At 54.6% G+C, this 12,818-nt stretch carries 11 protein-coding genes; 2 read left to right on the top strand and 9 right to left on the bottom strand.

Annotated features, from left to right (window positions below; translation table 11 throughout):
* Positions 1 to 2 precede the first annotated feature (2 nt).
* The gene (luxS, locus tag ACT9TW_RS23145; RefSeq protein WP_014071484.1) at positions 3 to 518 is read left to right on the top strand and encodes an S-ribosylhomocysteine lyase; all 516 of its coding nucleotides are present in this window, start codon (positions 3 to 5) and stop codon (positions 516 to 518) included.
* Between the two features lie 54 nt (positions 519 to 572).
* Positions 573 to 1,337 carry an AraC family transcriptional regulator gene (locus ACT9TW_RS23140; protein ID WP_446493809.1) on the top strand — a complete coding sequence of 255 codons (765 nt, stop codon included), beginning with the start codon at positions 573 to 575 and terminating at the stop codon, positions 1,335 to 1,337.
* Here the strand turns inward: ACT9TW_RS23140 and leuA are convergent.
* The 9 genes from leuA to nrdF all read right to left on the bottom strand — a co-directional run bounded on the left by leuA (position 1,334) and on the right by nrdF (position 12,812).
* Entirely contained in the window at positions 1,334 to 2,983 is a 1,650-nt protein-coding gene (gene leuA / locus ACT9TW_RS23135) for a 2-isopropylmalate synthase (RefSeq protein WP_446493808.1), read from the bottom strand. The genes ACT9TW_RS23140 and leuA overlap by 4 nt on opposite strands.
* Before the next feature lie 184 nt (positions 2,984 to 3,167).
* A complete protein-coding gene (emrB, locus tag ACT9TW_RS23130; RefSeq protein ID WP_446493807.1) occupies positions 3,168 to 4,715 on the bottom strand; it encodes a multidrug efflux MFS transporter permease subunit EmrB in 1,548 nt (515 codons plus the stop codon).
* Positions 4,716 to 4,730: 15 nt separating this feature from the next.
* Positions 4,731 to 5,903, bottom strand: a complete 1,173-nt coding sequence (gene emrA / locus ACT9TW_RS23125; protein WP_446493806.1) for a multidrug efflux MFS transporter periplasmic adaptor subunit EmrA — start codon at positions 5,901 to 5,903, stop codon at positions 4,731 to 4,733.
* A 128-nt stretch (positions 5,904 to 6,031) separates the two neighbouring features.
* The gene (mprA, locus tag ACT9TW_RS23120) at positions 6,032 to 6,562 is read right to left on the bottom strand and encodes a transcriptional repressor MprA (RefSeq protein ID WP_182062186.1); all 531 of its coding nucleotides are present in this window, start codon (positions 6,560 to 6,562) and stop codon (positions 6,032 to 6,034) included.
* A gap of 327 nt (positions 6,563 to 6,889) precedes the next feature.
* Complete coding sequence (locus tag ACT9TW_RS23115) at positions 6,890 to 8,074, bottom strand: MFS transporter (protein WP_182062185.1); 1,185 nt, start codon at positions 8,072 to 8,074, stop codon at positions 6,890 to 6,892.
* A 148-nt stretch (positions 8,075 to 8,222) separates the two neighbouring features.
* Positions 8,223 to 9,218, bottom strand: a complete 996-nt coding sequence (proX, locus tag ACT9TW_RS23110) for a glycine betaine/L-proline ABC transporter substrate-binding protein ProX (protein WP_182062184.1) — start codon at positions 9,216 to 9,218, stop codon at positions 8,223 to 8,225.
* A gap of 9 nt (positions 9,219 to 9,227) precedes the next feature.
* Entirely contained in the window at positions 9,228 to 10,292 is a 1,065-nt protein-coding gene (gene proW, locus ACT9TW_RS23105) for a glycine betaine/L-proline ABC transporter permease ProW (RefSeq protein ID WP_182062183.1), read from the bottom strand.
* On the bottom strand, positions 10,285 to 11,487 hold the full coding sequence (proV, locus tag ACT9TW_RS23100; RefSeq protein WP_315686570.1) for a glycine betaine/L-proline ABC transporter ATP-binding protein ProV: 1,203 nt from the start codon (positions 11,485 to 11,487) through the stop codon (positions 10,285 to 10,287). Before proV ends, proW begins: the two co-directional genes overlap by 8 nt.
* Positions 11,488 to 11,852: 365 nt before the next feature.
* Positions 11,853 to 12,812, bottom strand: a complete 960-nt coding sequence (nrdF, locus tag ACT9TW_RS23095) for a class 1b ribonucleoside-diphosphate reductase subunit beta (protein WP_315686567.1) — start codon at positions 12,810 to 12,812, stop codon at positions 11,853 to 11,855.
* Positions 12,813 to 12,818 lie beyond the last annotated feature (6 nt).

Below are 12,818 nucleotides of genomic sequence, written 5' to 3'. Positions count from 1 at the left end.
GTATGCCGTTATTAGATAGCTTTACTGTCGACCATACCCGTATGGAAGCACCTGCTGTACGTGTGGCGAAGACCATGCATACCCCGCACGGCGACACGATCACCGTATTCGATCTGCGCTTCTGCGTGCCAAACAAAGAAGTGATGCCTGAGAAAGGTATTCACACTCTGGAGCACCTGTTTGCTGGTTTTATGCGTGATCACCTGAATGGCAACGGTGTTGAGATTATCGACATCTCCCCAATGGGTTGCCGTACCGGTTTCTACATGAGCCTGATTGGTGTGCCGGAAGAAACCCGCGTTGCAGATGCGTGGAAAGCGGCAATGCAGGACGTGCTGAAAGTTAAAGAGCAGAACCAGATCCCTGAGCTGAACGTCTACCAGTGTGGCACCTACCAGATGCACTCTCTGGAAGAAGCACAAGAGATCGCGCGTCATATCATCGAACGTGATGTTCGCGTAAACAGCAACGAAGAGCTGGCCCTGCCGAAAGACAAATTGCAGGAACTGCACATCTAGTGCACCTTTTCCCTCTCCCGGTGGGAGAGGGTAGGGTGAGGGTTATTTGCCCCCATGACCACCACCACAACCTTCTCTTTTACCCATCGTCCACTTGTTCCCTTTGCGCATGACTATGTTCATGGCGCCAGCGAGCCGTGGCATCAGCACGACTGCGCCCAGCTGTTGCACAGCCTGAGTGGTGTGGTGAGGGTAGATACCGCATCGGGTTGTTGGGTCGTACCTCCCGGGCGTGGCGTCTGGCTACCGGCCGGCACACCGCACGCGATTCGCATTACGGGCAATGTCGCGGCGCGAACGTTGTTTATCGATCCGCTGGCGCGAGCCGATCTCCCTGCGTCGTGTCAGATCGTGCAGATCTCTGCGCTATTACGTGAACTGATCCTCACTTCCCTTATGCTTCCCGAATCCTACGCGCCCGGCAGCCGGGATGAGCGGGTATATGAACTGATCCTGGATGAAATTCGCATTATGCCGGTGCTGCCGTTTCACCTGCCGGAGCCGGAAAGTGAAGCTTTACGCAACTTGTGCCAGAAAATCCGGCAAACGCCGGGAGAAAGCTGGAGCAGCAGCCAGGCTGCGAGCATTCTGGGGATGAGCGAGCGCACCCTTAACCGCCATTTCCAGCAACAGACCGGGTTAAGCTATAGCGAATGGGTGAGAAGGGCGCGTCTCATGGAGGCGTTGCTGCGTCTGGCACAAGGCCAGCCGGTGTTGCGCGTTGCGCTGGACCTGGGATACGGCAGCCACAGCGCATTTACGGCGATGTTTCGCCGGGTGATGGGGATATCACCCAGCGATTATTTCAGGAACGACTAACCCACAGCATTGAACAGCGCCTGAATGGATGCGCGCGCCACGTCACTGTCTATCCCCACGCCCCAGCGGCTGCTGCCGTCCTGGAACAGGCAGCGGATATACGCCACCGAGCGGCTATCGCTGCGCTCCCCCAGCGAATGCTCGTGATAATCCTTAATCACAAACGGGGTGTTAAGCCAGCGGCTGAGCCCATTGGCGGCCGCCGACAACTGACCATTTCCTTGTCCCTCCAACTGACGTGTCCCACCGCTGGTGGCAACCGTGGCGGTTAAGCGTAACAGCCCATCATGCTGGCTTTCACTGCGATAGGTTTGCAGCGTGAAGCGTGGAGTAGCAACCAGCCCGTAACGGCTGCGGAAAAGCTGCCACAGCGAGTTCTGCGTCATCTCTTTCCCGTGGTTGTCCGTTTCTTGCTGAACGTGCTGGCTAAAATCCTGCTGCAACGCGCGGGGCAGTTTCAGGCCGTGATTCTGTTCGATAAGCCACGCGCTGCCGCTTTTACCTGACTGACTGTTCACGCGGATAACTGCCTCATAAGTACAGCCGATGTCCTGCGGATCGACAGGCAGGTAGGGCATCTCCCAGCGCTCGTCAGGTTTACGGGCATCAAACCCTTTCTTGATGGCATCCTGATGTGAACCGGAAAACGCGGTATAGGCCAGACGGCCCGCCCACGGATGCCGTGGATGTACTGGCAGCTGGTTACAGTTCTCCACCACTTCAACCACGCGATTCATGTCGCTGAAGTCCAGATTGGGGCTAACACCCTGGCTGTAGAGGTTCATTGCCAGCGTGACCAGGCAGACATTTCCCGTGCGTTCGCCATTGCCAAACAGGCAGCCTTCCACGCGGTCTGCACCTGCCATCACCGCCAGTTCCGCACTGGCGACACCGGTACCGCGATCGTTATGCGGATGAACGCTGATACAGACGTCGCTGCGTCGGCTAAAGTGACGGCAGAAATACTCAATCTGGTCGGCATACACGTTCGGGGTGCTGACTTCGACGGTGGCCGGCAAGTTGATAATCATCGGGCGTTCGGCGCAGGGTTGCCAGATGTCCGCCACGGCTTCACAAATCTCCAGCGCAAATTCTGGCTCGGTAAAGCAGAAAGTTTCCGGGGAGTATTCGTACTGCCAGCGGGTTTCAGGGTTTTCTTCACACAACTTACGGATAAGGCGCGTGGAGCGTGTTGCCAGCTCAACGATTTGCGCTTTTTCCATGCCAAACACCAGGCGGCGGAACAGCGGGGCGGTGGCGTTATAAAGATGCACCGTAGCCTGACGCGCGCCTTTCAGGGATTCGAAGGTGCGAAGGATCAAGTCTTCCCGCGCCTGGGTTAACACCTGAATGGTGACGTCATCCGGGATGCGGTTTTCGTCAATCAGCTGGCGGACAAAGTTGAAGTCGGTCTGCGAGGCTGACGGGAAGGCCACTTCAATTTCTTTAAATCCACAGCTCAGCAGCAGATCCCAGAATTGCAGCTTACGTGCGCTGTCCATTGGCTCGGCAAGCGCCTGGTTGCCGTCACGTAAATCGGTGGAAAGCCAGCGTGGGGCATGGGTGATACGTTGCTCCGGCCAGCGACGGTCGGGAAGGGAAATAGCGGGATAGGGTAGGTATTTGTCGGCGGGTGTATTCAGCATGATGCGCTCCTGTTGTCTTTTCACTATCGTGAATCGATTTCAGGAGCGCTGCTTTATCGGAACTGACAATCGCTGTCGCGTTTTGGACAACCGTGAAAGTTGCCCGGTGGCGCTGCGCTTACCGGGCCTACGGGTTTTGTAGGCCGGGTAAGGCGTAGCCGCCACCGGCGACCAGCGCGCAGGGCTAGTGCGCCCCACCGCCGCCGCTACCGGCACCAAACGGTGGTTTGGCAAACCACACCAGCCCCAGCAGAACAATAAAGATCCCCGCCGATATCCAGAAAATCTCGTTTGCCGAGATAATCAGACCCTGGTTGGTTATCTGCTGGGCTATCCAGCCGGAAGCCTGCTGCTCCGTCATCCCCATGCCCTCAAGTTGGCTATACATCTGTTGAGCATTTGGGTTGAACGGGTTCACCGCTTCGGTCAATTGCGCATGGTGCATCGATTCACGGTTAGTCCACAGCGTCGTGGTGATCGACGTCCCTATGGAGCCTGCCAGCGTACGGGTAAAGTTCGACAGGCTCGATGCCGCCGCCATGCGCTCAGGCGGTAAGCCGGAAAGCGTGATGGTGGTCAGTGGCATAAAGAAGCACGCTACCGCAAAGCCCTGAATAAACTGCGGCCACGCGGAAGCGCCAAAGTCCATTCCCGGTTCGAACGTATACGCACGCCAGTAGAAGCACACGGCGTACATGATAAAGCTGAATGTCACCAGCCTGCGCATGTCGAGCTTGTGGGCGAAACGGCCGATAATCGGCGACAGCAGGACCGGAATCAACCCAACTGGCGCAGAGGCCAGACCCGCCCAGGTGGCGGTGTAGCCATATACCTCCTGCAACAACTGCGGCAGCAGAACAATGGCACCGAAGTAGAGCATGTAGGCAAGGCTAATACACAGACAGCCTATGGTGAAGTTTCGCGACTTAAACAGCGACAGGTCGACTATCGGGTTATCGTCGGTCAACTCCCAGACAATAAGGAAGCTTAGCGACACCACCGCGACAATCGTCAGGATGATTATCTCCCGGGAGTTGAACCAGTCCAGCTCTTTACCCTGGTCGAGCATAACCTGAAGGCTACCGATACCGAGGATCAGCAAAGCCAGCCCCACGGCATCAATCCGCCGCTGTTCGGTTCGCGTTTCTCTGCCACGCAGCGACTGCAACGTCATCATGACCACGATGGCGCCAATCGGTACGTTGATAAAGAAGATCCAGCCCCAGTGATAGTTATCGCTGATATAGCCGCCCAGGATAGGGCCGCAAATCGGCGCGACGATCACCGTCATCGACCACAGCGCCAGCGCGATTGAGCGTTTGGCAGGTGGGTAGTTGTTCAGCAGTAAACTCTGTGACAGCGGAATCAACGGCCCGGCCACAATCCCCTGAATGACGCGGAAGAAAATCAGCATCGTCAGGCTGGTGGACATGCCACACGCCCAGGACGCGATGACGAAGGCGATGGTAGACCAGAGGAACAGCTTCACCTCACCAACACGCTTTGCCAGCCAGCCGGTAATGGGAATCGAGATGGCGTTTGCCACCCCGAATGAGGTAATAACCCACGTCCCCTGGCTCAGTGACGAGCCCAGGTTCCCGGCAATCGTCGGAATTGCCACGTTCGCGATGGTGGAGTCCAGCACCTGCATGAATGTCGCCAGTGACAGCGCAATGGTCATAATGACCAGTTGCGCGCCTTCCAGCGGTTTTTGCGGTTGTTGCCGTTGCATAGCGCTCACCTCGGATTAACCGGCGTTTGCTTTCACGATATCATCGATCAGCTTGTTGACCGGATCGAGGCTAATTTCACGGGCGTTACTTTCATAAGCCGGACTGCTTCGCACCTGGCTTGCCAGGATCTGACCTTCGCGGTTTTCAGTATCAACCGTTACCAGCGTAGACAGGCCGATACGCAGCGGATGGTCTGCCAGCTGTTTAGGATCCAGCTCGATACGTACAGGTAAGCGCTGAACCACTTTGATCCAGTTGCCGGTGGCGTTCTGCGCAGGCAGCAGGGAAAATGCGCTACCCGTACCCATATCAAGACCGACTACTTTACCGGTGTACTTCACGTCGTCACCGTAGATGTCGCTGATGACGGTCGCCGTCTGGCCAATACGCATATGCGCAAGCTGCGTCTCTTTGAAGTTAGCATCCACCCACAGATTGTTAGCCGGTACTACCGCCATCAGCGGAGTGGTTGGGCTAATCTGCGCACCAGGCTGTACTGAACGACGCGAGACATAGCCGGTCATCGGGCTAACAATCTTTGTACGCTCCAGCGCAAGCCAGGCGTTACGCACTTCGGTCGCGGCCTGTTTTACCGCAGGCTGGTTTTCCAGGTTAGTCCCCAGAACCATCGCCTGATTGGCGTTGTACTGCTGAATAGCAACATCCAGTTGCGCCTGGGCGCTGGCAACGGCATCGCGGGCGTGTTGCAGCTCTTCACGACCAATCAGGTTGGCAGTACCGAGAGGAACACGACGATTCAGGTCGCTTTGTGCCTGCGCCAGTGCAGTTTTCTGCACATCGATGCTGGCCTGGAGTTGCTTACTGTTGATCATCAACTGGCGGGTTTGACGGACGCTGGATGCCAGCTCTGTCTGCGCTTTTTCAAATGCCAGCTGGGCATCGGTCGGGTCAAGCGTGACCAGCACATCCCCTTGTTGCACAAAGTCGGTATTGTCAGCCCAGACTTTCGTCACGCTGCCCGACACCTGCGCCATAATTTGTACCTGGTTTCCTGCCACGTATGCATCGTCTGTTTCTTCAGCATGACGCAATACTAAAAACCAATAGATCCCATATGCCACAGCAATAATGATAAAGAGCAAGGTCAGCAGAAGAAGGGCGCTCTTACGTTTACCTTTCTTGTTGGCCGGTTGCTGCGGGGTTGTGTTCTCCGCATTTGCGCTCATTGTTGTTCTCCACGATCTTTTTATTTTCACATCGGCTGAGCCGACCTGTTGTCAGAAAGGCCAGCAGTGTTACGTGCTGGCCTGTCAGTTTTCTTTTTTAAATCTGGATGTTCGAGCGTGTCGTCGCGTTAGCGCAGCGCCTCAAGGATGGCACCGTCTTCATCCATCTGATCCAGACGGGTGAGCAGTTTGCGAGTGATGTGCTCAAGCTGATCGCGCTCGGCAGTACTAAGGACAGACCAGAGTTGATGCAGACAATTGTGCTGAGGTGGCAGCACCTCACGCAGGAATTCGTGACCTTTGTCGGTCAGTTGCAGATGCAGGCAACGGCGGTCGTTGTCGCTTTCACGGCGCTCAATCCAGCCGCGTTTTTCCAGCTCATCAGCGATACGGGTGGCATTAGTACGGGACGAACCCAGCGCGCAGCTCAGCTCAGACGGCTGAATGCTGTGGTTTTCCTGAGACTCCAGCGTAATCAACGCCATAAATAACGTCTCGTTAATCCCCTGAGCTTTCAGCATCTTATTACGGTTATCCAGCAGTTTCCCCTGCATGTGCATACACAGGCGGGTCAGCAGAATTTCCTGATACGGAAACTCCTCATGACGACTGGCGCGGAATTTAAGCATTTGTTCAATGGGCGTAAACGAACTATCCATTTGGGCATAACCTCATTAATTACAGCCGATATAGTAACGATAGTGACAAATAATGTAAATGAATTATTTGTGCGGTTATATCCGCCAAACGTATGTCACCATCAGAAAGCGCCGGGTAAATCCATGACCCGGTGAGCACAAAAAAGGGTGGGCGTGGGCCCCAGGAAGACGGGATGTGAGAACCGGGAAAAGCCAACAGGTATGAGCTATTCATGCTGCTTGTTAATATGTCACCCATATTAAAATTTCTGGGATATATGATTACGCTAACCTTAACAGACATAGGGACGCCTTAACACCCTAAGACGTCCCAATGCAATGTAAAGCTTAAGAAATTGCCTCCTGGCGATGGAATCCGCGCCACCAGACCAGCAGATTGAGTGCTGCAACAATTGCCCCGATGCTGCAAACACCCGCCCAGCCAGCGTGTTGCCATGCCGAAGCTGAAATTAATGAACCTGCCGCACCGCCGATGAAATAGCTGGTCATGTAACCTGCGGTAAGGCGGTTACGCGCATCCGGCTTGACGCGATAAATCACGGTCTGGTTAGTGATATGCACGCCCTGCACGGTGAGGTCGAGCACCAGGATACCGACTATCAGCGCCAGCACGGAAGAGTGCCCAAGCCAGATAGCCCCCCAGGAGAGCAGCAGCAAAATCAGCCCGGAGGTTGTCGTCAGGTGAGATTTGCCTTTATCCGCCATGCCGCCAGCCGGACGCGCACCCAGCGCACCGGCTGCGCCCGCCAGACCAAACAGGCCAATTACCCCTTCGGAATAGTTAAAGGGCGGCGAGGCCAGCAGGAAGGCCATCGACGTCCACAGAATGCTAAAGTTGGCAAAGGTGAAACAACCAAGAAGTGCGCGCGTTCGTAGCAGTTTATCTTGTGTGAAAAGCGCAAATACGGAGCCAAGCAACTGCGGGTAGTTCAGGTGGTTTTCCTGCTTCACTTTCGGCAGTCCGCGCCACAGCGCGAGCGCCATGATAACCATCAACACGCTGGCCACCCAGTAAACGGTACGCCAGCCTCCAAGGCTTGCCAGTAGCCCGGCCACGGTACGCGCCAGCAAAATCCCCAGCAGCAGGCCGCTCATAATGGTGCCCACCACTTTGCCGCGTTTTTCCGGCGAGGCGAGCGTTGCCGCCAGCGGCACCAGGATCTGCGCCACAACGGAGAACAGCCCGGTCAGGGCAGTGCCGACAATCATCATGGTTAACGACTGGCTACTGGCGGTGATCAGCATCCCGCCCGCGGCGAGTAACGTCATGGAGACAATCAGCATCCGGCGTTCAAACATATCGCCCAGTGGCACCAGGAACAGCAGACCTGCGGCATAGCCAAGCTGGGCCGCTGTCACAATAAAACCTGCGGAGCTGGCAGAAAGGCTGAAAGCGTGGGCGATGGTGTCGAGCAGAGGCTGCGCGTAGTAGTTACTGGCGACGGCAAGGCCGGTCGCCATGGACATTAACAGGATTAGTGCCGGGCTAAGCCCTTGTGGATTTTTTGTCATCAGGTTCTGGGATCGTAAGTTAAGTGATTATTTTTCCAGAAACCATGATAACCAATGATTGTGAATGTTGGGGGATTGTTATGTGTGGGTTTGTGCGGTTAACCCCCTCTGCCCAAAGGGGAGAGGGGTAGGGTGAGGAGAAAGGTTGTTACTTCTGCGCCTCAAGCGCTTCTTTCACCCAGCCATCAAACTGCTGCTGGTGGGCTTTGATCCAGCCGTCAACGTGGCCGTTGATGTCCGCTTCAGAGGATTTACCTTCGTGCATCATGGCGTTCTGCGCGTTGATGTCCGCCAGCGGCAGCTTCATCACCGAGAACAACTTCGCGGCCGCCGGGTTTTTCTCAGCCCAGGCTTTGTTAGCCACAATATGCATGGTGTTCACCGGGAAGCCATAGTTCATACCGTTTGGCAGTTTGGTGTCGATATCTTTCTGTTCACCTGGCAGAGAAGAGAACGGAACCTGCAACCACACCACATCTTTACCCGGCTTCAGCACGTCGCTGACCCAGTACGGTGTCCAGGTGTAATAGATAACCGGTTTGCCTTCCTTAAAGCGGGCAATGGTGTCGGCCATCATCGCGGAGTAGTTACCGTGGCTCACGTCGACGGTTTTGGCCAGGTCGAACGCTTTGTTCTGGTGGTTAATGACCGCTTCGCAACCCCAGCCCGGTGAACAGCCCATCATGTCGGCTTTGCCGTCACCGTTGGTATCGAACAGTTTGGCAATCTTCGGATCTTTAAGCTGCTCAATGTTGGTGATGTGGTACTGGTCAGCGGTTTTTTTGTCGATCAGATAACCCTGTGCCGCACCGGTCACGAAGGTGCCTTCACGGTAGAATTTCTTATCACCGCCCGCTGCTGCATACATATCGTCGTGCAGCGGCTGCCAGTTTACGGCGGTAAAGGTGGCATCACCGGAGGCAATAGAGGTATAACCCACGTTGTAATCCACCTCACTTGGCGTCTTGACCGTATAACCCAGTTTTTCCAGCGCACGGCTGACAATCAGGGTCTGGAAGGTCTCTTCCGAAATGGTGCTCTGAATCGGTTGCACGGTAATGCCTTTGCCAGGCAGGTCAGCCGCATATGTGCTGGTGGAGACAAGGGTGGCAAACGCTGTGGCAAAAAGTACGCTATGTCGCATCGTTGTTCCTTATTTTACGAATGGGCGGGTGATTAACCCGACAGGGCCGGTGGTGTACCAGCGACGGTTGCCGCGACTGCGTGAATCGCGACCGACAGCCTGGGTCAGGCGGTCAAGAATAATAGCGAGGATCACAATGCCCACGCCGCCTACGGTGGCAAGCCCCATATCGAGGCGGCCAATACCGCGCAGTACCATCTGGCCAAGACCGCCAACGGCGATCATCGAGGCGATAACCACCATAGAGAGCGCCAGCATCAGCGTCTGGTTAACACCCGCCATAATGGTTGGCATCGCCAGCGGGAGCTGAACTTTAAACAACATCTGACGCGGGCTGGCACCGAACGAGCGTGAAGCCTCAATAAGATCCGCTGGCACCTGGTTGATCCCAAGTATCGTCAGACGAACAATCGGCGGCAGGGCAAAAATAATGGTGACCACCACGCCCGGCACATTCCCGATCCCGAACAGCATCACGATAGGCACCAGGTAGACAAACGCCGGGGTGGTTTGCATCGCATCCAGCAACGGACGGATTATCTTCGCTGCCCGCGGGCTACGCGCCAGCCATATCCCCAGCGGTAACCCAATCACCACACAGAAGAGCAGGGCGGTCAGCACCAGCGCCAGGGTGATCATAGCCTGTGACCATGCGCCAATGGCACCGATGGCAATCAGGGAGACCAGCGTGGCGATCCCCATGCCCGCGCTACCAAACTGCCAGGCAATCAGGGCAAATATCACGATGGCGACAGGTGCCGGCATTCCCAACAGCAACTGCTGGAAACCGTTCAGAATGTAATCCACCGGGACGCGGATCCCCTGGAACACCGGGCGGAAGTGAGTAACCACCCAGTCAATCCCTTCCGTTACCCAGCTATCCAGCGGGATCAGCGTCTTGTGGAACGGGTCCATAATATTGAAGTGTTCTGGCGCCGGTGCAGGCGCGCTGCTGAGCCAGTCTGCCGAACCGCCATTAGCTGGCGCAGGCGTTGATGAGCCCCAGGCATCGGCAGATTGCGCTGCGCTGTCTGCGGCTTCTGTGGTTCCCCATGGATTGGATTGATCAGCCATTGTTTGCCCCCTCGCGATCTAAAGCCTGAAGCAACATCCCTTTGGAGATGATGCCGACATACTGTTGTTCTTCCCCAATAACCGGCACGGCGCAGGGTGCCTGACCGACATGGGAGAGCAACTCGCTGAGCGGCGTTTCGGCGTCGACCGCAAGCGGGGACGCGATAAGCGCCGCATCGAGTCCCTGATTTTCGCCAAGCGCTTTTTTCAGGGAGTCGATGGAGACAATGCCTACAAATTTATTACCACGTTCAATCACATAGCCAAATTCACGGTCTTCATCCTGTAAGACCTTAAGTGCCGAACGCGGGCCGAAACCTGGGGTTTTGCGAATAATGCCGTTTGGCGCTCTGCGGGCAATATCTTTTGCGCTAAATACCTGGCTAATATCCACGCCACGGAAGAAGGTGCGCACATAATCGTTGGCCGGGTTATTGAGGATCTCATCCGGTGTTCCCACTTGTACCACTTCGCCGTTTTGCATAATGGCAATACGGTCGCCAATACGCATCGCTTCATCAAGGTCATGGGAAATAAATACGATCGTACGCTGGTGTTTAGCTTGCAGTTTTACCAGTTCATCCTGCATCTCAGTACGAATTAAAGGATCGAGCGCGGAGAAGGCTTCATCCATTAATAATATATCGGGATTTATCGCTAATGCGCGGGCTAATCCGACGCGTTGCCGCATACCGCCCGATAGTTCATCAGGATAAGCATGAGCATAATTTTCCAGCCCAACCTGGCGTAATGCATCCAGCGCTTTTTCCTGCCGTTCCTGGGCCGGAATTCCTGCTAATTCCATGCCGAATGCGGTATTATCTGACACCGTCATATGTGGCATTAAAGCGAATGACTGAAACACCATCGCAATCTTTTTTCTGCGCACCTCGCGGAGCTCAGCATCTGATATTTTGGCAATATCCTCACCATCAATCAGTACCTGCCCGCGGGTGGGTTCAATCAGGCGATTGAGAAGGCGAACCATAGTGGATTTACCCGAACCGGATAACCCCATGATGACGAAAATCTCGCCTTCTTCAATGGCCAGACTGGCGTCTTTAACGCCAAGCGATAGCCCTGTTTTTTCCAGAATTTGCTCTTTTGAAAGTCCTTTTTCAATATATTTGAATGCTCGCTGTGGATGCTCGCCAAATACTTTATAGAGATTTTTAACTTCTAATTTAATTGCCATGCAATAGAGTATTTCCCGTTATTTATTGTGTCGATATGGTTTCCAGTTGGAATAATTACCTGACAATACCCTAACATACTCAGAATCTGAGACAACCCTCAGTCCGCTTATGGCACGAATTTTGCCGAAGACTAAATCGCTGAATTTCCCATGAGTAAAGGGCTGAGCGGGTGTTGAATTTTTCTGAGATTTTTGTCGCGCGGTCGGGAAATTTCGTCTGAATCGGAATGATTCAGACGAATATGACGGTGGAATTACAGTATAGATGTCAGGGGAATATTACGGGGAGAATAATGGGATTTATATTTAATTAATGATCGTTATTTTCGTGCCCCTCTCTCCTGTGGGAAGAGGAGCAATAACCGTTAAAAATCCCAATCCTCGTCTTCGGTTTCCACCGCTTTGCCCATCACATACGACGAACCCGACCCGGAGAAGAAATCGTGGTTTTCATCGGCATTGGGTGAAAGCGCTGCAAGGATTGCCGGGTTCACGCCGGCCATATCTGGCGGGAACAACGCTTCATAGCCGAGGTTCATCAGCGCCTTGTTGGCGTTGTAACAGAGGAAGGCTTTTACATCCTCTTCCCAGCCGGTTCCGGCATACAACTCTTCGGTATAACGTAGCTCGTTATCATAGAGATCCATCAGCAAATCAAGCGCAAATCCTTTTAATTCCTCGCGCTTAGCCTCGCTAATTCTCTCCAGCCCTTTCTGATATTTATAGCCAATGTAATATCCGTGAACGGCTTCGTCGCGAATGATCAGGCGAATCAAATCTGCTGTGTTGGTGAGTTTGCCCCGGCTTGACCAGTACATCGGCAGCCAGAAGCCGGAATAGAACAGGAACGATTCCAGAAATACGCTGGCGATTTTCTTCTTCAGTGGTTCGTCGGCACGGTAATACTCCAGCACCAGCCGGGCTTTATGCTGTAGCGACTCGCTCGCTTCACTCCAGCTGTAGGCCTCATCCACATCTTTGGTCTGACACAATGTTGAAAAAATCGAGCTGTAGGAGCGGGCATGAACCGCCTCCATAAAGCTGATGTTCGACATCACAGCCTCTTCATGTGGCGTCAGCGCGTCGGCCATCAGCGCGGGGGCGCCTGTAGTGTTCTGAATAGTGTCCAGCAGCGTCAGGCCGGTAAAGACGCGGATCGTCAGCTGCTGCTCTGCGTGGCTTAGCGTCTGCCAGGCAGGAATATCGTTAGAAAGAGGTACTTTCTCCGGCAGCCAGAAGTTGCTGGTCAGGCGGTTCCAGACCTCCAGGTCTTTGTCGTCCTGGATTTTGTTCCAGTTAACGGCGCTAACTCGCGACAGTTTCATCCTTTC

The sequence above is a fragment of the Enterobacter sp. C4G1 genome, assembly GCF_052886895.1.
The sequence above is the reverse complement of the archived record's forward strand: the minus strand, read 5'-3'. Positions and strand labels throughout refer to the sequence as shown.